Raw genomic sequence first — 24,516 nt, 5'->3', positions numbered from 1 at the left:
TAATAGTTTGGTCAGGGGTGAATGTATGTTACAAAATAGATCAAAGTGGAAATATGTAGAAATGGAAGATAAAGCAGTACCGTCCATGGACGAATTCACTGACCTATCTCCGGTTCTGAGAAAGATGTTAGCACAAAGAGGAATAACATCAAAAGAGGAAGTTAATCGATTTTTATCGCCTGATTTAAATAATTTACATAGTGCTGAACGGTTAGATTCTATTGGGAAAGCGACCCAACGAGTTCATGATGCTATTTATAATAAGGAAAAAATACTAGTCTTTGGTGATTATGATGCAGACGGTGTCAGTTCAACGACTGTCATGTTAAAAACATTGCAAGAGCTTGGTGCAGATTGTGATTTTTATATACCAAATCGTTTTACTGAAGGTTATGGGCCCAATGAAGATGCATTTGTAAAGGCGCATGAAGAAGGATTCTCGGTGATTATTACTGTGGATACAGGTATTGCAGCAGTATATGAGGCCTTTGTTGCTAAGGAATTGGGGATTGATTTAATTATTACTGATCACCATGAGATTCAAGAAGAATTACCAGAAGCATTTGCTATTATCCATCCTAAATGTTCTCCCAATTACCCTTTTAAAGAGCTTGCGGGAGTAGGGGTGGCTTTTAAATTTGCTGAAAGTTTATTAGGATATTTTCCTAAACATTTGCTTGAATTTGTTGCAATTGGAACGATAGCGGACTTAGTGCCGCTAGTTGATGAAAATAGGATTTTTGCCTATTTTGGTTTGCATGCATTAACGATATCCAAAAATGTTGGAATCCAAGCTTTAAAAAATGTAAGCAAAATTGAGGGAAATGTCACAGAAGAGGATGTTGGCTTTTCAATAGGACCGAGACTGAATGCTGTTGGTAGATTACAGGATGCGGACTTAGCTGTACAGCTTTTAATGTCAGATGATCTCGTAGAAGCAATGGAAATTGCTCAAGAAATCCAAAGCCTTAATGAAAAAAGACAAAGAATTGTTAATGAAATCGTGAAAGAAGCCGAAGAAATTATTCAAGATATCAATGGGGTAGTGGTTGTTGCAAAAGAAGGTTGGAACGAAGGAGTACTCGGAATTGTTGCTTCTAAATTAGTAAGGAAATATGATCGACCTGCTATTGTTTTAACCATTAAGCCTGAATTACAAGTTGCAAAGGGATCTGCAAGAAGTATTCCAGCTTTTGATCTTTTTACCCATTGTATGAAGGTTAGAGAACTTTTCACTCATTTTGGAGGACATGCTCAAGCAGCTGGAATGACATTACCGATTGAAAATATAGAACTTATAAATGAAAGATTAAATACATTTATTACAGAAGAATTAACAGAAGAAGATTTTAAACAAGAAATTGAGATAAACAGTACATTAGATATTGCAGAAATAAATGTAGATTTAATTTATGAAATCGCTCGTCTTGCGCCATTTGGAATGAAAAATCCGAAACCTGTTTTTGAGATAAAAGATATACCTACTGATGTTCGTCAAATAGGAAGTACTAAAAACCATCTTAAGCTTCATTTTAATAAGGATTCTTCACAAATAGAGAGTATTGGATTTGGCCTTGGTCACTTATATCATCTTATTTCGCCGAACACTCCTTTATCCGTTGTGGGGGAACTTGGCATAAATGAATGGAATGGAAATAAAAAGGCTCAAGTATTGATCCAAGATATGAAAATTGACACATGGCAGTTATTTGATCAAAGAGGTAGAAGACAGATTCAAATTCAACCAATCTCTAATCAAAAAATATTAGCCATAAGTAACGGACAGTTAAATATTGACTCATCCATTTATCATGAAGAATATCAAGAGACGATGAATTTAGAAGAAGTCGATATGCTCTATATATGTGATTTGCCACCGAATTTAGAGATCCTTGAGAGGATTGTTAAGGCGACGAAACCAAAAATAATTTATGCATGTTATTCGGTCGAAGAAAGTGCTTATCTAACCTCATTTCCAAAAAGAGAAGAGTTCGTTTGGTATTATGCCTTCATAAAAAAACGTAAGATTGTAGATTTAAAACAAGAATTAAAGGCAATTATGAATGTAAAGGGTTGGAGTAAAGAAAGAATCATCTTTATGTCAAAAGTGTTTTTCGAATTGGATTTTGTTAAAATAGAGAATGGTATTATTCAAATAAACCCAAACCCAGAAAAACGAGATCTTACCGAGTCAACATCATATAAGGATAGATTGAAAAGAATAGAAGTCGAAAAAACGTTATACTATTCAAATTATGAGGAATTAAGGACTTGGTTTACAAACTGTATGGAACAGTTGGAAACCACCAAGGAGGAAGTTGTCAGTGGACTATAAAAACTATATAGAAATCGTACAGAATTACCCGAAAGAAGGGATTGTATTTAAGGATATTACTCCTTTAATGAATGATGGAGATGCCTATAAGGCTGCCATAAATGATATTGTTAAATATGCAAAAGATAAAGAGGTAGATATTGTAGTCGGTCCAGAAGCTAGAGGATTTATTATTGGATGTCCAGTATCATATGCTCTAGGGATTGGATTTGCTCCAGTACGGAAAGAAGGTAAATTACCTCGAGAGGTAATAAAAGTAGATTATGGGCTAGAATATGGAAAAGACATCTTAACCATTCATAAAGATGCTATCAAACCAGGTCAACGTGTATTAATTACGGATGATTTACTAGCAACAGGTGGAACCATTGAAGCGACAATTAAACTAGTAGAAGAATTAGGTGGAATCGTTGCAGGTTGTGCATTCATAATAGAGCTAAGTTACCTTAAAGGAATGGATAAATTAAAAGACTATGATGTATTCACGCTTATGAGATATTAGAAAATCTAGAGTTCGCCCAAAGCTTTAGTGAACTTAGTTGCACGTATGCTGGATAAAATTATATTTTTTTAACTAAAAAAGAGGTCTGACGATAAATATATTGCGTCAGGCCTCATTAAGTTATTGCTAAATTTCATATATAAACACTTATTAAAAATTTATGGTGGACACTGCTAGAAAAAGGTCCTATAATGATGATTATATTTAAATCCTCTTTAATAGAAAGATTTTACCTAGAAAATTCGTGTTCAAAAAGGAGGATGAAAAGGACCGAGGTCGGCTAAATGCGCAACATCCTGTTGCAAAGCCGACACTCGCACGTCCTGTGCTTCGCAGTTCGAGGCGGCGTAGCTTTGAGGAACGGAGCGTATGCAATTAATACGTGAGTACCGGTGAGTCTTGTCAACGAAGAAATGCGAAGTGTCATTTTCACCGGACTTTTTGAACAACCCCTAGAAAATAAAGGTGATTATATGCCAAAAGACAGCAACTATACAATCGAAGACATTAACCAAAAAGCTAGCAAATACCTTAATCAAAAAGATATAGCTTTTATTAATCGTGCATACGAATATGCGAAAGAAGCTCATAAAGAACAATTTAGAAAATCTGGTGAACCTTATATCATTCATCCTATTCAAGTAGCAGGGATTTTAGTTGATTTAAAAATGGATACGGAAACGATTGCTGGTGGTTTTCTTCATGATGTAGTAGAGGATACGGATATTTCCTTAGACGATATTGAGAAAAAATTTAATCATGAGGTTGCAATGCTAGTTGACGGTGTTACGAAATTAGGAAAAATTAAATATAAGTCAAAACAAGATTTGCAAGCAGAAAATCATCGTAAAATGTTTGTAGCGATGGCAAAAGATATTCGGGTTATCTTAATAAAATTGGCAGACCGTTTACACAACATGAGAACGTTAAAACATTTACCTCCAGAAAAACAACGTCTCAAGTCCAAAGAAACAATCGAAATATTTGCTCCCTTAGCTCATCGATTAGGTATCTCAACAATTAAATGGGAGTTAGAAGACACAGCTCTACGGTATTTAAATCCCCAACAATATTATCGTATCGTTCATTTAATGAAACAAAAAAGAGAAGAACGAGAGTCTTATATAAAGGAAGTAATGGAAGGGTTAACGAAGGAACTCCATGAGGTTAATATTGAAGCAGAGATATCTGGTAGACCAAAACATTTATATAGTATCTATCAAAAAATGGTAAAACAAAATAAACAATTTAATGAAATATACGATTTGCTCGCTGTGCGAATCATTGTAAATAGTATAAAGGATTGTTATGCGGCACTTGGAATTATTCACACGAACTGGAAACCTATGCCTGGCAGGTTTAAAGATTATATTGCTATGCCAAAGCAGAACCTTTATCAATCACTTCATACAACTGTTATTGGTCCAAAAGGTGATCCTCTAGAAGTTCAAATACGAACAAAAGAAATGCATGAAATTGCCGAATACGGTATAGCCGCTCATTGGGCTTACAAGGAAGGAAAACAAGTAAAGAACGGTACAAAATCTTTTGAAGAGAAACTAACACTCTTTAGGGAAATTCTTGACTGGCAAAGTGACACACATGATGCGGAAGAATTTATTGAATCTTTAAAAGTCGATTTGTTTTCTGACATGGTTTATGTGTTTACACCAAAAGGAGATGTCATTGAACTTCCTTCAGGTTCTGTACCACTTGATTTTGCTTATAAAATTCATACGGAAATTGGAAATAGAACGGTTGGGGCTAAAATCAATGGAAAGATGGAACCATTGGATTACAAATTGAAAAACGGCGATATTATTGAGGTAATGACTTCTAAACATTCTTATGGTCCATCACATGATTGGTTGAAGATAACTCAAACATCACAAGCAAAAAGTAAAATTAGAGCGTTTTTCAAAAAACAACGTAAAGAAGAAAATGTACTCAAAGGAAAAGAAGCGGTTGATAAAGAGATACGTGCATTAGGAATTCGACCTAAAGAAGTACTAACCCCGGATAATTTGCAACGAGTATTGGATCGTTTTAATTTTATTAGTGAAGAGGATATGTATGCTGCGGTAGGATATCAGGGGATAACAGCTGCTTTAGTTGCAACTCGTTTAACGGAAAAGATACGGGAAGCACAACAAAAAGAACAGGATTTAGAAAAGAAAATAAATGATTCAAAAGCAGGAACAAATGATTGGAAGTTAAATAAAAAAGACTCTGGTGTACGTGTTGAAGGTGTTGATAACCTTTTAGTTCGATTAGCTAAATGCTGTAGTCCAGTGCCTGGTGACGAAATTACTGGGTATATAACGAAGGGAAGAGGAGTTTCAGTTCATCGTGCAGACTGTCCAAATGTACAAACGGAAGAAGCTAAACAACGTTTTCTAAAGGTTGAATGGACCAATGAAAAGACAGTCGATAAGACGTATCATGTTGATTTAGAAGTATTTGCTTATGACCGTAGAGGATTACTAAATGAAGTCTTACAAGCAGTAAACGAAATGCGTACGAACATGACTCATGTGAATGGAAAGGCGGACCGTAACCGAATAGCTACCATTCAAATAACGATTTTAATTCATAATACAAAACATTTAAGAAAAATAGTAGAACGGATTAAACAGATCAAAGATGTATATAGTGTAACAAGAGTATTACATTAAAGGTAAAGAAGGTATGATTTTTTTATGAAGGCAGTAATTCAACGTGCTCGTAATGCTAATGTAAAAGTAGATGGAAAAGTCATAGGAGAAATAGATAATGGATTTGTTGTTCTTTTAGGTGTAACACATGATGACAACGAGGAAGATATGGACTACCTTGTAAAGAAGATTGTACATTTAAGGGTGTTTGAGGATGAAAATGGGAAAATGAATGATTCTCTTTTAGACATTGGTGGCAGTATATTATCCATTTCACAATTTACCCTTTACGGTGACACAAGAAAGGGAAGAAGGCCAAGTTTTACAAAAGCAGCAAATCCAGAAATCGCAAATGAGTTGTATAATAAGTTTAATAAAAAACTAGAAGAACAAGGAATCTTAGTTCAAACAGGAGAGTTTGGGGCAATGATGGATGTTTCTCTTACGAATGTTGGCCCCGTAACTTTCATTATAGATACTAAGGATAAATAATAAGAGAAGGTTGCCTTAATGGACCCATTTGAGGCAACCTTCAATGATAATTTTCTAAGGAGAAATATTTTCCTAAGCCACTGATAATTCCATTAACAAGTTGTTTCTGGTATATATTGGTGTGTAATAATACATCCATTTCCTTATTTGAAATAAAGCCTAGCTCTATTAATACTGCTGGTTTAAAATTTTGTCTTATAACATAATAATTACCTTTGCTAGTTCCTCTGTCTATTGAATTTGTCGTCCTAATCATTTCATCTTGGAGGTACTGGGCAAGTTTTTTATGTTGTTCACCATAATAAAAGGTTTCAATACCTGAAACATCTGGTTGTTTCGGAAAACTATTATAGTGAAGACTAATAAATACATGCGTATCCATCATATTAGAATAAGCCGCCCTTGATTTTAGAGAGATAAAATCGTCATTATCTCTTGTCATATATACACTGGCACCAAGGGATTCCAATTCCTTCTTTAATTCATCTGCAGTTAGATGAGTTATATTTTTTTCGAAGGATCCAGTAGCACCTATTGCACCTACATCGTGTCCTCCATGTCCTGCATCAATGACTATATTCCGATTTTTAAATACATAGGGATTTTGCTTGATTTCGTTATTTGTTTCTACAAACTCTTTAAATATAAAATTGGACTTTCCTTTATTGGAAACTTCATACCACTCCTTCGTTTCCGCTATTACTGGAAAGCTTTCACCCTTTTTTGCAAAAGAAATAATTTCATATTCATTAGACGGGCCACTTCTTAAGTGAACATGATGTTGATTTATCGTAATCGTCTTATTTCCTGATTTTACTTTATCTCCGCTATTATAGGATATATATTCTTTATGAATCCAACCTTTACTATCTTCTAATTCAATTTCAATCCATTGTCCTTGTTCATGAACTTTGTTATATTCCTCTTTCGCATGAACTTTGCCAATTGGTTTAAATTCGCTTCCAGGACCACTTCTAATATTAACGTTATCATCTGTAATGATAATTTTTTCTGCATGTATTTGCGTTGGTAATAATAAGAAAGAAATGAAGACACCTACTAAGAAACAAAATAGTTTATTAAAAAAGTGCAAATATCTAATCCTCCTATAATTATCTATTTTTTTCAGTGTGTGATGTGAAATTGGAGAAGCTATTTTTAGTACTTAAAGATACACCGCCTTATGGTCCCTTTCATCCTTACTTTTGAACACATATTGTATAATCTTTCCCATTCGTATCATAAAATACACTTCTTTAGGCAAAGCTATAATAACTAAAGGAGGAGACGAATTGAGATTACAGGATAAACAGTGGTTTGCTGGTAATAATAAAGATATTTTTGGTGTGGATTTACATCGTTTTAATGAACTTGATGGACATGCTAATTATATGGAAATAGCAGAGGAATTCGGGATTTCTATCGGTGAAGTGAAAATATTAAAGAAAAAATTAAATCGCTCTTGACATTACAAAAATTAGAGATTATTATTATATTCATTCATGAGTAGATTAAATAGTTTACATCCATTGAGGGAAAGAGTAATTAGTGAACGACTGGAAAGAGAAAAGATGTCTTGGCTGAAAACATCTTCACAGATCGTACTGATGAATGACATTCCTTAGGATTTGTATCGAATGTAGTAGGTATGAACGTTTTGCAGGCGTTAACTGTGAAAAGCGAATGCATAAAAGCATTAACTAGGGTGGCAACGCGGGTAAACTCTCGTCCCTTCTATATTTATAGGGGACGAGAGTTTTTTTATACATAAATTAATTGGAGGAGGTATTTGAATGAGTATGAAAGCGCCAAGAGGTACTGTAGATATTCTGCCGAAAGATGTAAAGAAATGGCAGTATGTGGAATCGAAAATTAAAAATATATGTAGTAGATTTAATTATGAGGAAATTAGAACACCGGTATTTGAACATACAGAAGTATTCTCACGCGGTGTAGGGGATACCACTGATATTGTTCAAAAGGAAATGTACACGTTCAATGATCGTGGGGGAAGAAGTTTAACCCTTAGACCAGAAGGAACAGCTCCTGTTTCTCGTGCATTTGTAGAACATAAATTATTTGGCGAAGCAAATCAACCTGTCAAATTATATTATTTTGCCCAAATGTTTCGCTATGAGCGTCCTCAAAAAGGTCGAATGCGTCAATTAAACCAGTTTGGAGTGGAAGTTCTTGGGAGTGATGATCCGGCTGTAGATGCAGAGGCTATTGATTTAGCTATGACTGTATATAAGGAGCTTGGATTAAAATCATTGAAATTAGTTATTAATTCTTTAGGTGATAAAGAAAGTAGAATAAACCATAGAAATGCATTGATCAAACATTTTACACCACATAAAGAAGAACTATGTGAAGATTGTCAGCTAAGATTAGAACAAAACCCGCTACGTGTATTAGATTGTAAAAAAGATAGAGAACACCCTGCCATGGAGACTGCTCCTTCAATATTAGACTATCTAAATGAATCTTCCAAAGAATATTTTGAACAAGTAAAATCACATTTAACACGTATGGGAATTGAGTATGAAATAGACCCCAATTTAGTTCGTGGACTAGATTATTACAATCACACTGCTTTTGAAATTATGAGTAATGCAGAAGGCTTTGGTGCGATTACGACATTAGCCGGTGGTGGAAGATATAATGGTTTAATAGAGGAATTAGGTGGACCAAGTACACCGGGTATTGGCTTTGGAATGGGATTGGAAAGACTGTTAATGGCATTAGAAGCCGAAAATATTACAGTTCCAATAGATGAACAATTAGATTGTTATTTTGTTGCTGTGGGAGAACAGTCTGTTAATGAAGCAGTACGTTTGGTACATGAATTAAGAATGAATGGTATTCAGGTAGAAAAAGATTATCAGAATCGAAAAATAAAAGGACAGTTCAAATCAGCTGATCGATTAAAGGCAAGATATGTTTTAATTTTAGGTGAAAATGAATTAGAAAAAAACATCGTAAATGTCAAATCTATGGAATCTGGTGAACAAATAGAAGTTCCATTAGAAAAATTAATCGATGTAATGAAAGAGAAGCTTCAAAGGGGGCAAACAAAATGAATAAACGATTTTTAGCAGGTACATTAACAGAAGATCATATTGGTCAAAAAGTTTTACTAAAAGGTTGGGTACAAAGAAGACGTGACTTAGGGGGATTAATTTTTACTGATCTTCGTGACGTTTCTGGTATCGTCCAAGTTGTCTTTAACCCAGACTTTTCTAAAGATGCTTTAGAAGTCGCGGATAAAATCAGATCGGAATATGTAGTAGAAATTAAAGGTGAAGTGGTGGCACGTGATGAATCCACTTATAACTCAGCTATCAAAACAGGGACGATAGAAGTGATAGCTAATGATATTGAAATTCTAAATAAATCAAAAACACCGCCATTTACTATCCAAGATGAAACAGATGTTTCCGAAGATTTACGATTAAAATACCGTTATATCGATTTACGCAGAAGCGCATTACAGGATACATTTAAATTACGTCATCAAACAACACAAGCGATACGTAACTTTCTTAATGATGAAGGATTTTTAGAAATGGAAACACCAATTTTAACGAAGAGTACACCAGAAGGAGCTCGTGATTATCTTGTTCCAAGTCGTGTACATCCAGGTGAGTTTTATGCCTTACCACAATCACCGCAATTATTTAAACAATTAATCATGATGAGTGGTTTTGAAAAATATTACCAAATTGCACGATGCTTCCGTGATGAAGATCTAAGGGCTGATCGTCAACCAGAATTTACTCAGATTGATATTGAAACGTCATTTTTATCTAGTGATGAAATTATGGAAATGACAGAACGTATGATGCAACATGTGATGAAAGCAGTGAAAGGAATCGACATCGAATTACCACTACCAAGAATACCTTATCAAGAAGCGATGGATCGATATGGATCTGATAAACCGGATACGAGATTTGGACTCGAATTAGTTCACGTAACAGATGTTGTTGTTAATTCTAATTTTAAAGTATTCCAGAATGCAGTAGAAACAGATGGTAAAGTTGCGCTTCTCAACGTTCAAGGTGAGGCTAGTAATTATTCTAGAAAAGATATTGATAAGCTTACCGAATTTGTAAAGATTTACGGTGCGAAAGGGTTAGCGTGGCTTAAACTAGAAGAAGACGAATTAAAAGGACCAATCGTGAAGTTCTTGAGTGAAGATGAAAAATCAGGTATTATCGCAAGAGCTAATGCAAAAAATGGAGATCTTCTTTTATTCGTGGCAGATAAGAGTAGTGTTGTATACGATAGTTTAGGAGCTCTACGACTAAAATTAGGACATGAATTAAATCTTATTGATGAATCTAAATATAACTTTTTATGGGTAACGGATTGGCCATTACTTGAATATGATGAGGAATTAGGAAGATTTACTGCTGCACACCATCCATTTACATCGCCAGTTGAAAGTGACATGGATAAGCTTGAAACGGCACCACAAGATGTTCATGCTAACGCTTATGATATTGTCTTAAACGGTTATGAGCTTGGTGGAGGATCCGTTCGTATTCATAAACGCGAAGTACAAAATAAAATGTTTAAAGCTTTAGGGTTTACAGAAGAACAAGCACAGGAGCAATTTGGATTTTTACTTGAAGCATTAGAATATGGTGCACCACCACATGGCGGCGTTGCTCTTGGGTTAGACCGTATGATTATGTTATTGGCGGGAAGATCAAACTTACGAGATACGATATTATTCCCTAAAACTTCTTCAGCTTCTGACCTGCTTACAGAGGCTCCAAGTGAAGTAAGTAATGCACAGTTAAATGAACTTGGAATACATCTAAATGAATAATTTTGGAAATTAAATTAAAAAAATCCATTATTTTTCTCAATTAAGAACAGATTGAATATTGCAAAAGTTTTATTCGTATGATAATATTAATTTACAAAGTCTTAACATGCTTAATCCTGATATGTTTGTTCATTTAACGTATTTTGACCGAACAACATTTTAAAAGGGAGCTTTACGTTTTTATATTGCATGGATGCCGTTACAATACACGGAACCATAATAAATATAAAATAGGGCACCCACCTGCTAAATGCGGGATCAAAACATAAAATGGACGGCATGATCGGGATTAAGTAAATACATAAAAAAACTGTCTTCTTTGGAAGACAGTTTTTTTGTCGTTTAGCGAAATTATAAAGTTCGCTGCATGTGGATAATTATTCAGAAAAGGCCACGTCCGGCTCCAGCGCCCAGCGACTAGCGAGACTTCCTTCACCTCCGTACGATAAGTCAACATCGACTCACTCCGTTCGTCGTGTTTCCTTTATCTCGTATGGCTCAGTCCAGTCCGTACGTCGCTAAACGGGCGCTTACGCCTTTGTTCTTTAATTAGATCCATGAGCGACTTGCTCAAGATTACCATTTTTGTCCATTCTAAATGTAGGGGCTTTAATCGTTCCTTGGTCTTCAAGAACAGTCATCTTTCTAGCTCTTTCCATTATTTGAATGAAAGCTTGATAATCTTCTTTAATCGAATTCATCTCACTTTCAGTTTGTTCTAACTGTTTTTCTAAATCTTGTACTTGTGTTTTTAACATATTGTTTTCTTTTTGAGCTTGTTCTAAAGATACTTTTGATTGATTAGAAGCGTGATAATCTTTTTTTAATTCTCTTAAAAATTGTATGACCATATCTAGATTAATTGTCGGTACCTGTATTTCATTGCCGGTTTCTTCTGTTTGATAGGAAGTGTTTTCATTAGTAGCTTCTTTTAAGTTAGAAGATAACGCTATAATTGGCTTTTGGAAGTGTCCAGTCCGTTTTGCTAGTGCACGTTTTTTTTCTTTTCTTTGTCTTTTGGCTAGATCAATTGCACTATCATATTTTTGCCTTACTTCTGCATTCCAACGAAATCCGCAGGCTGCTGAAGTGCGGTTTAATTTGTCTCCCACCTCTTCAAATGCGTTTAATTGAGTACTACCTTCTCTAATATGACGTAATACCGTCTCCGCTAATAATAAATCATCTTCATGTGACCAAGCATCTTGTCTAACTTTTGCCATTATTTACAACTCCTTTTCTAGCGACATAAATCAATAGATTTGTACTTTTGCAGTTACTGCTACCTGTACGGAATCATTAGTCTAATAAGATATTAATCTCACCGTGTTTAAAAAGTTCCTTAGAGGTGAGGTTTTTATTATTCTTGCCGATAGAAATAGTTTTATACCTTGGCAGTTAAGAAAGTACAAACTTTCTTAACTTGAATAAGAGTGTAAATAGGGCATTCACCAGCTCAAAAGTGAATCTCAAGTTTTCTAATTTCCTTTTTCTTGATTAATTTTGTCATAGACTTGTTTTAACGCTTGTTCAAACTTACCAGATTTCTTAGGTTGGTAATAGTGTTTGTTTTTTATAGAGTCTGGTAAATATTGTTGGTTTACCCATCCGCTTTCATAATCATGTGGATAAAGATAATCTATACCTCTTCCTAGCTTTTTCGCTCCTTCATAATGTGAATCTTTAAGGTGTGCAGGTATTTCACCTGCTTTTCCACTGCGAATATCAGCTAGTGCAAGGTCCAACGCTTTATAGGCAGTATTTGATTTTGGAGAAAGACAAAGCTCAATAATAGCGACACTTAAAGGGATTCTTGCCTCTGGAAAACCTAATCGTTCTGCTGCTTGAACAGCTGCTATTGCTCTAGGTCCTGCTTGCGGATTAGCTAGACCAATATCTTCGTATGCAGTTACGATCATCCTTCTTGCAATACTATCAAGATCACCTGCTTCAATTAAGCGCCCTAAATAATGTAAAGCTGCGTCGACGTCACTACCTCGTATCGACTTTTGAAAAGCGGAAATAACATCGTAATGTGCGTCTCCATTCTTATCATGAGAGAAGCTTTTCTTTTGCATACATTCTTCCGCTATTTCTAAGGTAATCTCGATTCTATGATTTTTATCACTAGGTGTAGAAAGAACTGCCAGCTCTAATCCATTTAAAGCCGAACGTAAATCGCCCCCGGAAGCAAAAGCAAAATGATTAAGTGCATCTTCACTAATATGTACATCTCTTGAGCCGAATCCTCTTTCAGTGTGTTGAATAGCACAAGTTAAAGCTGTACGAATATCTTCTAATGTTAGTGGATGCAGTTCAAATAAATGACATCTACTTCTTATTGCAGGATTAATGGCATGATACGGATTACTTGTCGTACAACCAATTAAAGTAACTAAATTGCTTTCTAAATGGGGAAGAAGAAAATCTTGTTTTGCTTTATCAAGGCGATGAACTTCATCAAGTATTAAAACCATGTTTCCCCGCATTTTTGCTTCTTCGACAACTATTTCCATATCTTTCTTTTTATCTGTAACAGCATTTAATAATTTAACTGGAAGATTTAATGTTCTAGCTAATGCTGTTGCCATAGAGGTTTTTCCTGTACCAGGTGGTCCGAACAAAATCATGGAAGATAATAGATTGGCTTTTACCATTCGATATAAAATTTTACCCTCGCCAATTAGGTGTTTTTGACCGATTACTTCTTCTATATTTTTCGGGCGCATACGATAGGCCAGCGGTTCGTGATTCATTCCATACTCCCCCTTGCCAATGTGGATCAAAATAAGTTTTTTCTTAGAGATTGTTTAAAAAGTCCGGTGAACTTCGACGTTCCTTGTTGGCGATAGCGGAAATTCTACTAAGACCGCCACGTCCTGTGGGCAACGTAAAAGTCCTTTTCATCCTCCTTTTTGAACATCACCATAATATCGCTTTTGATGCCACTTGATTTATGATATTTTAGTATAAAGCTTAATTCCAATTCGACATAAATGCAAGAGACATGTTATTCATGCTATAATATCAAGTATTGTGTATTCGGACATACTAGTTTAAAATGATATTTTTAAAAGATTACTTATAAATTATCCGCAGTTTTTTAATAAGGAAAATTTGTATAAAATAAAAGGAAGAAACTAAAAATTAGATTTATTAAATAGAGGTGCTATAAAATGAAAATATCTACTAAAGGAAGATACGGATTAACGATTATGATTGATTTAGCTAAAAAGCATGGAGAGGGACCTACTTCATTAAAATCCATTGCAAAGGATAATGATTTATCTGAACACTACCTAGAACAACTTGCTTCTCCATTACGTAATGCTGGACTTATTAAAAGTATTCGTGGCGCATACGGAGGTTATGTATTAGCTAAAGACCCAAAGGATATAACAGCAGGGGATGTTGTTCGTGTATTAGAGGGACCAATTACCCTAGTCGAAGGTATTGAAGATGAACCTCCAGCTCAACAGGAATTATGGGGAAGAATTCGTGATGCGATAAAAGAGGTATTAGATAAAACAACACTAGAGGATCTTAAAAATTATGGCGACGGTGAAAAACAACAAGCTTATATGTTTTATATTTAATCGAGGTTAAAACAATGTCGAGCGTTTTGTAGGAAAGGAAAGAAGATAATGGAAGCAATTTATTTGGATCATGCTGCAACAACTCCAATGGAGAAAGAAGTAATTGATGCAATGTACCCAATTTACCAACAAACATTCGGTAATCCTTCAAGTGTCCATTCATTTGGAAGAAAGGCAAGACAATTGTTGGATGAAGCAAGACGTGTCATGGCTCAGAGTATTCATGCTAACGAAAAAGAAATTATCTTTACTAGTGGAGGAACGGAATCAGATAATCTAGCTTTAATAGGAACTGCTTTTGCTAATCGCGATAAAGGAAATCATATTATAACTACGTCTCAAGAACATCATGCAACGCTACATTCAGCTGAATTTCTTGAAAAAAGCGGATTTGATGTAACGTATTTACCTGTCTATGAAGATGGTAAAATTCTAGTTGAAGATTTGGAAAAGTCATTGCGAGACGATACTATAATCGTCTCTGTTATGTATGTGAATAATGAAACTGGTATAATTCAACCAATTCCTGAAATTGGGGAAATGTTGATAGATCATCAAGCTTATTTTCATACAGATGCTGTACAAGCTTATGGTCTATTAGACATTGATGTTAAGGATTTAGGAATTGATTTGTTATCTGTATCATCCCATAAAATATATGGTCCTAAGGGTGTGGGATTTTTATATGTAAAAGATGGGATACCCATTCATACGCTACAATTTGGTGGAGAACAAGAAAGGAAACGGCGCCCAGGAACTGAAAATGTAGTGAGTATCGTGGGCTTTCAAAAAGCGGTTGAGTTGGCAATGGAAAAGAAAGAAGAAAGAAGGAAACAATATCAATCATTTAAGGAATTGTTCTTGCAGGAACTTAAGGAAAATAATGTTGAATTTGAAATAAATGGTGATTTTGACTCTCAGATTTCTTCTATTATTAATATTAGTTTCCCTGGAACGAACGTGGAGCAGTTATTAACGAACTTTGATTTAGAGGGAATTGCTGCATCGAGTGGTAGTGCTTGTACAGCTGGTAGTGTTGAGCCCTCTCATGTACTTTCTGCTATGTTCGGTAAAGGAAATCCTTGTACAACTAATTCTATTCGATTTAGCTTTGGAAACTTTAATACAGTTGAAAATGTTAAAGACGCAGCAAAGCGTGTGGCGAAAATTGTAAATCGACTAACAAAAGGAAAGTGAAAATAAATGAAGGATAATAAAGATATACGTGTTGTAGTAGGTATGAGTGGAGGTGTAGACTCCTCTGTTGCCGCATTATTATTAAAAGAACAAGGCTACGATGTAGTTGGTATTTTTATGAAAAACTGGGATGATACGGATGAATTTGGTGTTTGTACGGCGACAGAGGATTTTGACGATGTTGTTCGAGTATGTAATCAATTGGATATCCCATATTACTCTGTTAACTTTGAAAAGGAATACTGGGATAAAGTATTTACGTATTTTCTTGATGAATATAAGGCAGGAAGAACGCCAAATCCCGATGTGATGTGTAATAAGGAAATAAAGTTTAAAGCATTTTTAGATTATGCTTTATCTCTTGGTGCAGACTACTTAGCAACCGGTCATTATGCGCGTGTAAGGGAAGTAGATGGTAAGATTCAATTGTTAAGAGGGGTTGACGATAATAAGGACCAAACTTACTTCCTTAATCAATTATCGGAGGACGTATTAAGAAAAGTAATGTTTCCTCTAGGAGAAATACCGAAACCAAAAGTACGTGAAATTGCAAAAGAGGCTGGATTAGTAACAGCAACGAAAAAAGATTCTACCGGAATTTGCTTTATCGGTGAACGAAATTTTAAACAATTTTTGAGTGAATATCTCCCCGCTCAACCGGGAGAGATGAGAACACTAGACGGAGAAGTTAAAGGTCGTCATGATGGGTTAATGTATTATACGATTGGACAAAGACAAGGACTTGGTATCGGTGGAGCCGGGGACCCGTGGTTTGTTGTAGGTAAAAATCTTAAGGAAAATGTGCTTTATGTGGAACAAGGATATTCAAACGATAAATTGTACTCCGAAGCACTTATAGCGACAAATCTAAACTGGATTAATCCGGATGATATAGAAAAATCGTTTACATGTACGGCGAAATTCCGTTATCGTCAAAAAGATAGTGGTGTTACAGTTACATTATTAGAAGATGGAAAAGTAAAAGTTGATTTTCATGAAAGCCAACGTGCCATTACACCGGGTCAAGCCGTTGTTTTTTACGATGGGGATGTATGCCTTGGTGGTGGGACGATAGATGAAATTATAAAAAATAATGAATCACTTCCGTACGTAGGTTAGTTTGAGGAGTTTTTTTATATGGATAAAAATACACAAGGCATTGCTTATATGCAAGAACAAAAATATGAAGAAGCGGCAAAGTTATTTAATGATGTAATCGAGGAAAATCCAATTGATCCATTAGGTTATATAAACTTTGGTAACCTGTTGTTGCATTTAAAAGAATATGAACGTGCCAAACGTTTTTTTAATAAAGCACTTGAATTAGATAACAATAGTGCAACAGCTTATTATGGACTTGGAAATCTTTACTTTGAACAATCTCAATTTGAGCATGCAATAACGAACTTTCAAAAAGCGGAACAGTTAGGGCTAAATGAAGCTGATGTATATTTTATGTTAGGTCTATCATTTATGAATCAAGAACAGTTTAAGCTTTCGTTACCATATTTACTAAGAGCAAGTGAACTGAACCATGAAGATGATGATATTCTTTTTCAGTATGGACTTGCCTTGGCGCAGAGTAATATTCTCAATGATGCAAAACAAGTGTTTTTGGATGTGTTAAAACTAAATCCAAATCATTCCGATGCTTACTATAATCTAGGAGTAATCGAATTATTTAATGAAAATATGGAAGATGCATTGAATTGCTTTAATAAGGCGTTAGGAATTCAACCTGATCATTTACTTGCAGCGAATGGGAAGAAGAATGTGGAAAGCTTATTAAAAGAAAACAGCAACGAATAGTGGGGGTTTACCATGGAAAGTGTTCAGAATTCAGAAGACAAAAAGTATATTAAAGGTGAACTACTATATACCATTTTTCACAATGAGCATGAACATTTTTCCATAGCCAAAATAAAAGTTATCGAGACAAATGAAGATTTTAGAGAAAAGGATGTTGTGATCAAAGGGTATTTTTCGAATTTGACAGAAGCAATGTCCTACTATTTTTATGGTGAATTCGAACGTCATCCAAAATTCGGTTTACAATATAATGTTGTCTCTTATCAAACCTTTGTACCTAATTCAGAAGATGGGCTTATAGCCTATCTTTCAAGCGATTTGTTCCATGGTATTGGTAAAAGATTAGCATCACGAATCGTAAAAAAACTAGGTTCGAATGCTATTTCCAAAATATTGGATGATCCAGAAAGTCTTCAGGATATAAAAGGTTTGAAAAAAGAAACTAGAGACAAATTAGTTCAGAGCCTTCAGGAAAATCAAGGATTCGAACACGTCGTGCTTTATTTATCAAAATATCAAATCGGTTTAAAAATGGCACAAAAAATTTTTGCCGCCTATAAAGAGTCATCGATTGAAAATATGGAAGAGGATCCATACCAGTTTGTATTTGATATTGAAGGATTTGGCTTTCAAACAGCTGATGCGATTGCAAAACAGAATGGACTTTCATTAACACATCCTAACCGGATTGGTGCAGGATGTATTTATGTATTACAAAAAAGTGTACAAGATGGTCATGTATATATACCGCTTGATCTCTGTGTGAATGAAGTGAAGGAATTACTTGCTTCAAGTGTTGAATTAACAGACAATCTTATAGCAGATAGATTAGACGAACTTAATCAAGAAAAGAAGGTAATTATTCAAAGTGGTAACGTCTATTTACCGTCCCTTTATTATGCCGAAGATGGCTTTGCAACCCACTTAAATAGAATTATCCAAAACGAAACAGAAGAACGTACCCCAGTGGCTGAATTAATGAAAATTATTGGAGACATCGAAGAACAAGAAGTATTGAGTTATGGAAAAGAACAATTTGAGGCAATTAATCAGGCGATCCATTCTAAAATAATGATTTTAACAGGTGGGCCTGGTACAGGGAAAACAACGGTAATTAAAGGGATTATTAAAGCATATGCCGCTATATTTGACCTATCTTTGAACCCAGGTGACTATAAAAACAAAGCCGATTTTCCATTTGTTTTAGCGGCTCCTACTGGAAGAGCTGCAAAACGACTAAATGAATCAACTGGGCTTCCAACTTCAACCATTCATAGACTTTTAGGTTGGAATGGTATGAACGAATTTGACAAAGGGGAAAACGAACAATTAGACGGGAAGTTTTTAATTGTTGATGAGTTTTCCATGGTAGATATCTGGTTAGCAAATAGTTTATTTAAGGCTATACCAAATGATATGCAAGTATTATTAGTTGGTGATGAGGATCAACTTCCTTCTGTTGGGCCTGGGCAGGTTCTTTCTGATTTATTAAATAGTGGTTATATTCCTTCTGTAAGCTTAAATGAAGTATACCGACAAAAAGAAGGATCAAAGATTATACAACTGGCACATGAAATAAAAAATAATAATTGTACAGTTGAATCTTTAAAAAACGCGAAGGATTTCAGTTTTATTTCATGTAATGAATATCAGATGATTCAGGCGATAACAACTATTTTTGAGAAGGCGAATGCTAAAGGTATCGATTACAATGACATGCAAGTTCTTGCACCAATGTATCGTTCACAGGCGGGGATAACCGTTATAAATGAGCAGCTCCAACAATTGATTAACCCAAGGAAAAAAGGAAAAAGAGAAGTTAGATTCCAAGACGTTATTTATCGTGTAGGCGACAGAGTCATTCAATTAGTGAATCAACCGGAAGATGGGGTTTATAATGGAGACATTGGTGAAATTGTGGCTATCTTTAAGCCTGATGAAAATAAGGAAAATGAAGAACAAATAGTGATTTCTTATGACGATAGGGAAGTAGTATATCCTAGAAAAGATTATGTGAATTTTACACATGCATATTGCATTTCCATCCATAAATCACAAGGAAGTGAATTTCCAATAGTAGTATTTCCGGTAGTTACAACCTATCATAGAATGCTAAGAAAAAATTTATTATATACCGCCATTACAAGAAGTAAGGATTCTTTAATTATTTGTGGTGAAAAAAACGCATTTTTAAAAGGTATCCAAACGATTGATACAAACAGGAGATATACATCACTAAATGAACGACTTTCTAAAAGACTGGATATTGAAAAAATGCAAGTCTTAGAATCTGAAAATACCGATGAAGAGTTATCTCCGTATGATTTTATGGATTAAATAGTATATTTTGGAAAAAAATGGGCAAGCCTATCATTGAAAACTCATCAAAAAAAGAGGTGTTTAGATGATAATGCGTTGCCCTAATTGTAATAGCAAAGATATTGGAAAAATAGGAGCACAGAATTTTTATTGTTGGTCTTGTTTCATCGAAATGACGGTAGTAAATAATGAATTAGCGGTTCATCAAATCGAAGCGGATGGTAGTTTAAGTTCATTAAATGATTTATTTTCGGAAGAAGAACTAAGATTACAATAGAACTCCTTAGTTATAAAAAATAAAGCTAAGGAGGTTCTAATTATGTTTCGTGATGAAAAGAGAATATCAATTATATACTGGCTTATTTTTGGAGTACTATTCATACTTTTTGCTTTTTTACTTATAAAAACCTTTCCTTATTATGGTAAAATCTTTGTTTTCCTATGGAAGCTATTAACCCCATTTTTAATTTCATGCTTAATCGCTTACTTACTATATCCTGTTATTGAAAAGCTTTGTAGTTATAACATTCATAGAGGAATAGCGATTTTACTTATTTATATTTTGTTTTTTGGTGGGGTTGGATATTTGGTATATAAACTTTATCCTTTAATTATCCAACAAATTCAAGATTTGGCTAATCACTTACCAGAAATGACAAAAACGTATCAAACGATGATTTATAGTTTATATGAATATACCTCATTCATGCCGGAAACCGTACACGATAAAATGGATGAATTTTTTATTAATGTAGAGGATTCACTAGATCAATTATTAACAAAAATAATTAGTGGTTATACGAAAATTTTTGATATGGTCATTACCATTACAGTGATTCCGGTACTGGTTTTTTATTTTTTAAAGGACTATGACAAAATCAAATTATTTTTGAAGAAATTCATTCCTAAAAAGTATGAAACACGAACAACCAAAATTGTTCACGCGATAGATGATAGTTTAGGGGATTACATTCGTGGACAATTTATTGTTTGCTTTTTTGTTGGCTTAACAGCATTTATTATTTTCAGGTTTTTGAATATTGATTACTCTTTGTTATTAGGCGTTATTATGGGAGTTACGAATATTATTCCTTATTTTGGACCTATTATTGGTGCAGTACCTGTTGTTATTATAGCTTTTACAACGACAAATTCTATCAAATTAGTCTTATTTGCCGTTGTTAGTATTTTCGTTATTCAAATTATAGAAGCAAATTTGTTATCTCCGTACATAGTAGGTAGGAGCGTGGCGATTCATCCTATTGCTATTATTTTTGTCCTTTTATTAGGAGGTCAACTGTTTGGTGTTATCGGAATGATTTTAGCAGTTCCCGTCATGTCAATTATTAAAGTGATTGTAACACATATTTCTACAATACCTATTCGTAATTGACAAGTACTTTAATATTTTTTATACTTTAATAAAGTCTGTCTTTTTTAAAGGATTAAAGTATAAGGAATTTCAGTTTGTTATGGACACATGACTGCCTGTAAAGGTCTGATAAGTTCGACTAACCATTAGTGGGGGATGAAGGAAATACCTCACTGATGGAAGTCTCCTTTATAATAAATTAATATAAAAACATTGAAGGTGAAAAGTACATGATTATTTGGCTTCTAGAGAAGGGTTTTCATTGGCTGAAAAAAATCCTAGTTCAAAATCATGGAAAGCTACACTGGAGTGCGATTAATACTCGCCGGTTTCATACCGTTATGATGATCTAAGTGATGAACGAAAAATTAGTTCATAAATAGGGTGGTACCGCGAATAAATCTCGTCCCTGCATGCATGCAGAGAGGAGTTTTTTTTAGTTATCTAGGAATTCTAAAATTTGTATGGCTGTGGATCACTTAGATACAGAAATAGCCACGTCCGGCTCCAGCGCCCAGCGACTAGCGATACTTCCTTCACCTCCGTACGATAAGTCAACATCGACTCACTCCGTTCGTCGTGTTTCCTTTATCTCCTACGGCTCAGTCCAGTCCGTACGTCGCTAAACGGGCGCTTGCGCCTTTGTTCTTAAAGATTTCATCATTTAATAAGTCGATATTGGAGGATTAATGTATGAAACAGTTAACATCAGCAGAAATTAGACAAATGTATATTGATTTTTTTAAAGAGAAAGGTCATCGCGTGGAGCCAAGTGTATCTCTAGTTCCTAAAGATGATCCTTCTCTATTATGGATTAACAGTGGTGTAGCGACTTTAAAGAAATATTTTGATGGTCGTGTTATACCGGAAAACCCACGTATGGTTAATGCTCAAAAAGCTATTCGTACCAATGATATCGAAAATGTCGGATATACAGCCAGGCATCATACATTTTTTGAAATGCTAGGGAACTTTTCTATTGGCGATTATTTTAAAAAAGAAGCGATTGAATGGGCTTGGGAATTTTTAACGGATGAGAAATGGTTGAACCTTAATCCAGAATTATTATCAGTTACGGTTCACCCAGAAGACGATGAAGCTTATGATTTTTGGTTAAATGATATTAAATTACCGAAAGAAAGAATTATCCGTATTGAAGAAAACTTCTGGGATATTGGTGAGGGTCCGAGTGGTCCAAATACAGAGATTTTTTATGATAGAGGAGAAGAATTTGGAAATGACCCGAATGATCCTGAATTATATCCTGGTGGAGAGAATAACCGTTATTTAGAAATTTGGAACTTAGTCTTCTCTCAATTTAACCATAACCCAGATCACACCTATACGCCTTTACCAAAGAAAAACATTGATACAGGTATGGGATTAGAACGTGTAACTTCGGTAATTCAAAATACACCTACAAACTTCGAGACAGACTTATTTTTACCTATCATCCGGAAAACAGAAGAATTAGCTACTACGACGTATGGGAAATCAATGGAAGGTGATACTGCATTTAAAGTAATTGCTGACCATATTCGAACAGTTAGTTTTGCCGTTGGTGATGGTGCATTACCATCGAATGAAGGTAGAGGATATGTTTTACGAAGACTCATACGTAGAGCTGTAAGATTTGCTAAAGAAATTGGTATTAATAAGCCATTTATGTATGAATTAGTAGAAACAGTTGGGGAAATTATGAAAGATTTTTACCCAGAAGTGTTAAAACAAAAAGAATTTATTGGATCTGTTGTAAAAGTGGAAGAAGAACGATTCCATGAAACATTGAATGATGGATTAGAGATATTAACAACGATTATTGAAAAAGAGAAAGCAAATGGAAGTAAAGTATTCCCTGGGGAGGAAGTATTCCGTTTATATGATACATACGGTTTCCCTAAAGAATTAACAGAGGAATATGTGGAAGAACATGGTTTCTCTATTGATGAAGCTGGATATAACAAAGAAATGGATAAACAACGTAGCCGGGCAAGAAATGCAAGACAAAAAGTAGACTCTATGCAAGTTCAAGATACTGTATTAAGTGAAATTGAAGTTGACAGTGAATTTATCGGTTATGATAATTTAGAGATTGATACCAAGGTTGTTGCATTATTTGACGGAAGTGAAATGATTAATACTGCTAAAACAGGAGATACGGTTTTCCTATTTTTAAATAAAACTCCATTTTACGCTGAGAGTGGCGGACAAGTTGCGGATAAGGGATGGATCTATACTGATAATGCCTCTGCCCTTGTTGAGGATGTACAGAAGTCTCCAAAAGGCCAGAATATTCACCGTGTTATAGTCAAAGATGGAGAATTAAATGTAAATGATACGGTGAAAGCGGCTGTGGATTCTGAATTCCGTAATTCTATTATTAAGAACCATTCAGCAACACACTTACTTCATCAGGCGTTAAAAGATGTACTCGGTTCTCATGTGAATCAGGCGGGCTCTTTAGTAACACCAGAAAGATTACGATTCGACTTTTCTCATTTTAATCCATTATCTGATAAAGAGTTAAGAAAAGTCGAGGAAATTGTTAATGAGAAAATATGGGAAGCCATTCCAGTGGAAATAAGTCTTAAAAAACTACAAGAAGCGAAAGAAATGGGAGCCATGGCACTATTTGGTGAAAAATATGGAGACATTGTTCGTGTCGTGCAAATGGGAGATTTTAGTTTAGAATTATGTGGGGGATGCCACGTTAAAAACACATCCGAAATAGGTCTATTTAAACTTGTTTCGGAAAGCGGGATTGGAGCAGGAACTAGAAGGATTGAGGCTGTAACTAGTAAAGAAGCTTATCAATATTTAAATGGAAAATTAAATATTTTGCATACATCAGCTAATTTATTTAAATCAAATGAAGAAAGCCTTCCAGAACGTATTGAAAATATGTTCCATGAAATGAAACAATTGCAAAAAGAAAATGAATCATTAAGTGCAAAACTTGCAAATGCAGAAAGTTCGCAGGTTATGGAACAGGTTGAAACCATAGAAGGTGTAACCTTATTAGCTCAACAAGTTCATGTGAGAGATATGAACCAGTTAAGAAATATGATTGATGATTTAAAACAAAAGTTAGGTTCTTGTATCATCTTATTAGCAACAGAAAACAACGGAAAGGTTCAACTTGCTTCTGGTGTATCGAAGGATTTAGTTGAGAAAGGTTTCCATGCAGGTAAGTTAATTAAGCAGGCTGCACAAATTTGTGGTGGCGGCGGGGGAGGTCGTCCAGATATGGCTCAAGCGGGTGGTAAAGATCCTGCTAAGATCTTGGAAGCTGTTCAATCCGCAAAAGATTACGTGTTGGAGACAATTAAATAAATAATAAGTTTATCTTTATATAAACATATGGTATGCTTCCAATAGTTAAAGAAAATGATAGTTTTTCTAA

Annotated in this window: 18 protein-coding genes, 1 other RNA gene and 2 other annotated features; of the genes, 16 read left to right on the top strand and 3 right to left on the bottom strand. The window is 34.7% G+C overall.

Going from position 1 to position 24,516, the window contains the following annotated elements:
• Positions 1-25: 25 nt before the first annotated feature.
• The 4 genes from recJ (at position 26) to dtd (ending at position 5,983) form a co-directional block, all read left to right on the top strand.
• Entirely contained in the window at positions 26-2,335 is a 2,310-nt protein-coding gene (gene recJ, locus KM885_RS01845) for a single-stranded-DNA-specific exonuclease RecJ (protein ID WP_216883477.1), read from the top strand.
• Positions 2,325-2,837, top strand: a complete 513-nt coding sequence (locus tag KM885_RS01840; RefSeq protein ID WP_216883476.1) for an adenine phosphoribosyltransferase — start codon at positions 2,325-2,327, stop codon at positions 2,835-2,837. The genes recJ and KM885_RS01840 overlap by 11 nt, the downstream gene beginning before the upstream one ends.
• A gap of 473 nt (positions 2,838-3,310) precedes the next feature.
• On the top strand, positions 3,311-5,512 hold the full coding sequence (locus KM885_RS01835; RefSeq protein ID WP_216883485.1) for a RelA/SpoT family protein: 2,202 nt from the start codon (positions 3,311-3,313) through the stop codon (positions 5,510-5,512).
• 24 nt (positions 5,513-5,536) lie between these two features.
• A complete protein-coding gene (gene dtd / locus KM885_RS01830; protein ID WP_047183743.1) occupies positions 5,537-5,983 on the top strand; it encodes a D-aminoacyl-tRNA deacylase in 447 nt (148 codons plus the stop codon).
• Between the two features lie 40 nt (positions 5,984-6,023).
• On the opposite strand, the gene KM885_RS01825 is transcribed toward dtd, so the two are convergent.
• Positions 6,024-7,076 carry an N-acetylmuramoyl-L-alanine amidase family protein gene (locus tag KM885_RS01825; protein WP_216883475.1) on the bottom strand — a complete coding sequence of 351 codons (1,053 nt, stop codon included), beginning with the start codon at positions 7,074-7,076 and terminating at the stop codon, positions 6,024-6,026.
• A 199-nt stretch (positions 7,077-7,275) separates the two neighbouring features.
• On the opposite strand from KM885_RS01825, the gene KM885_RS01820 reads away from it, so the two are divergent.
• From KM885_RS01820 to ssrS, 4 genes are all read left to right on the top strand, one after another.
• Positions 7,276-7,449 carry a hypothetical protein gene (locus KM885_RS01820; protein ID WP_167507316.1) on the top strand — a complete coding sequence of 58 codons (174 nt, stop codon included), beginning with the start codon at positions 7,276-7,278 and terminating at the stop codon, positions 7,447-7,449.
• A 54-nt stretch (positions 7,450-7,503) separates the two neighbouring features.
• Positions 7,504-7,719: a binding site (T-box leader), on the top strand.
• Between the two features lie 57 nt (positions 7,720-7,776).
• A complete protein-coding gene (gene hisS / locus KM885_RS01815) occupies positions 7,777-9,063 on the top strand; it encodes a histidine--tRNA ligase (RefSeq protein ID WP_216883474.1) in 1,287 nt (428 codons plus the stop codon).
• A complete protein-coding gene (aspS, locus tag KM885_RS01810; protein ID WP_216883473.1) occupies positions 9,060-10,820 on the top strand; it encodes an aspartate--tRNA ligase in 1,761 nt (586 codons plus the stop codon). Before hisS ends, aspS begins: the two co-directional genes overlap by 4 nt.
• Positions 10,821-10,930: 110 nt before the next feature.
• Positions 10,931-11,114: non-coding RNA, 6S RNA (gene ssrS, locus KM885_RS01805), on the top strand.
• Between the two features lie 251 nt (positions 11,115-11,365).
• On the opposite strand, the gene KM885_RS01800 is transcribed toward ssrS, so the two are convergent.
• Positions 11,366-12,043 (bottom strand): RsfA family transcriptional regulator, encoded by a 678-nt coding sequence (locus tag KM885_RS01800; protein ID WP_047183747.1) that lies wholly within the window; start codon positions 12,041-12,043, stop codon positions 11,366-11,368.
• A 255-nt stretch (positions 12,044-12,298) separates the two neighbouring features.
• Positions 12,299-13,576 (bottom strand): replication-associated recombination protein A, encoded by a 1,278-nt coding sequence (locus KM885_RS01795; protein WP_047183748.1) that lies wholly within the window; start codon positions 13,574-13,576, stop codon positions 12,299-12,301.
• Between the two features lie 420 nt (positions 13,577-13,996).
• On the opposite strand from KM885_RS01795, the gene cymR reads away from it, so the two are divergent.
• The 8 genes from cymR (at position 13,997) to alaS (ending at position 24,446) form a co-directional block, all read left to right on the top strand.
• Positions 13,997-14,416 (top strand): cysteine metabolism transcriptional regulator CymR, encoded by a 420-nt coding sequence (cymR, locus tag KM885_RS01790; protein ID WP_047183749.1) that lies wholly within the window; start codon positions 13,997-13,999, stop codon positions 14,414-14,416.
• 48 nt (positions 14,417-14,464) lie between these two features.
• A complete protein-coding gene (locus tag KM885_RS01785) occupies positions 14,465-15,613 on the top strand; it encodes a cysteine desulfurase family protein (protein WP_047183750.1) in 1,149 nt (382 codons plus the stop codon).
• A gap of 6 nt (positions 15,614-15,619) precedes the next feature.
• A complete protein-coding gene (gene mnmA, locus KM885_RS01780) occupies positions 15,620-16,732 on the top strand; it encodes a tRNA 2-thiouridine(34) synthase MnmA (protein WP_047183751.1) in 1,113 nt (370 codons plus the stop codon).
• Positions 16,733-16,750: 18 nt separating this feature from the next.
• Positions 16,751-17,422 carry a tetratricopeptide repeat protein gene (locus tag KM885_RS01775; protein ID WP_060667926.1) on the top strand — a complete coding sequence of 224 codons (672 nt, stop codon included), beginning with the start codon at positions 16,751-16,753 and terminating at the stop codon, positions 17,420-17,422.
• 12 nt (positions 17,423-17,434) lie between these two features.
• Entirely contained in the window at positions 17,435-19,759 is a 2,325-nt protein-coding gene (gene recD2 / locus KM885_RS01770) for an SF1B family DNA helicase RecD2 (protein ID WP_047183753.1), read from the top strand.
• Between the two features lie 73 nt (positions 19,760-19,832).
• Complete coding sequence (locus KM885_RS01765; RefSeq protein ID WP_047183906.1) at positions 19,833-20,018, top strand: hypothetical protein; 186 nt, start codon at positions 19,833-19,835, stop codon at positions 20,016-20,018.
• A gap of 42 nt (positions 20,019-20,060) precedes the next feature.
• Positions 20,061-21,134, top strand: coding sequence for an AI-2E family transporter (locus KM885_RS01760; protein WP_047183754.1), 1,074 nt, complete (start codon positions 20,061-20,063; stop codon positions 21,132-21,134).
• Positions 21,135-21,317: 183 nt separating this feature from the next.
• Positions 21,318-21,527 (top strand) — a binding site (T-box leader).
• Between the two features lie 279 nt (positions 21,528-21,806).
• Complete coding sequence (gene alaS / locus KM885_RS01755; protein ID WP_204797683.1) at positions 21,807-24,446, top strand: alanine--tRNA ligase; 2,640 nt, start codon at positions 21,807-21,809, stop codon at positions 24,444-24,446.
• The last annotated feature ends 70 nt before the right edge of the window (positions 24,447-24,516 follow it).

The sequence above is a fragment of the Oceanobacillus caeni genome, assembly GCF_019037185.1.
GTDB lineage: Bacteria > Bacillota > Bacilli > Bacillales > Amphibacillaceae > Oceanobacillus > Oceanobacillus caeni.
The sequence above is the reverse complement of the archived record's forward strand: the minus strand, read 5'-3'. Positions and strand labels throughout refer to the sequence as shown.

Excerpts from the sequence above, each read along its gene's own strand:
- KM885_RS01785 (WP_047183750.1), top strand. The coding sequence starts at position 14,465 with ATGGAAGCAATTTATTTGGATCATGCTGCAACAACTCCAATGGAGAAA.
- alaS (WP_204797683.1), top strand. The coding sequence starts at position 21,807 with ATGAAACAGTTAACATCAGCAGAAATTAGACAAATGTATATTGATTTT.
- hisS (WP_216883474.1), top strand. The coding sequence starts at position 7,777 with ATGAGTATGAAAGCGCCAAGAGGTACTGTAGATATTCTGCCGAAAGAT.
- recD2 (WP_047183753.1), top strand. The coding sequence starts at position 17,435 with ATGGAAAGTGTTCAGAATTCAGAAGACAAAAAGTATATTAAAGGTGAA.
- mnmA (WP_047183751.1), top strand. The coding sequence starts at position 15,620 with ATGAAGGATAATAAAGATATACGTGTTGTAGTAGGTATGAGTGGAGGT.
- cymR (WP_047183749.1), top strand. The coding sequence starts at position 13,997 with ATGAAAATATCTACTAAAGGAAGATACGGATTAACGATTATGATTGAT.
- aspS (WP_216883473.1), top strand. The coding sequence starts at position 9,060 with ATGAATAAACGATTTTTAGCAGGTACATTAACAGAAGATCATATTGGT.
- KM885_RS01795 (WP_047183748.1), bottom strand. The coding sequence starts at position 13,576 with ATGAATCACGAACCGCTGGCCTATCGTATGCGCCCGAAAAATATAGAA.
- recJ (WP_216883477.1), top strand. The coding sequence starts at position 26 with ATGTTACAAAATAGATCAAAGTGGAAATATGTAGAAATGGAAGATAAA.
- KM885_RS01765 (WP_047183906.1), top strand. The coding sequence starts at position 19,833 with ATGCGTTGCCCTAATTGTAATAGCAAAGATATTGGAAAAATAGGAGCA.
- dtd (WP_047183743.1), top strand. The coding sequence starts at position 5,537 with ATGAAGGCAGTAATTCAACGTGCTCGTAATGCTAATGTAAAAGTAGAT.
- KM885_RS01760 (WP_047183754.1), top strand. The coding sequence starts at position 20,061 with ATGTTTCGTGATGAAAAGAGAATATCAATTATATACTGGCTTATTTTT.
- KM885_RS01835 (WP_216883485.1), top strand. The coding sequence starts at position 3,311 with ATGCCAAAAGACAGCAACTATACAATCGAAGACATTAACCAAAAAGCT.
- KM885_RS01775 (WP_060667926.1), top strand. The coding sequence starts at position 16,751 with ATGGATAAAAATACACAAGGCATTGCTTATATGCAAGAACAAAAATAT.
- KM885_RS01800 (WP_047183747.1), bottom strand. The coding sequence starts at position 12,043 with ATGGCAAAAGTTAGACAAGATGCTTGGTCACATGAAGATGATTTATTA.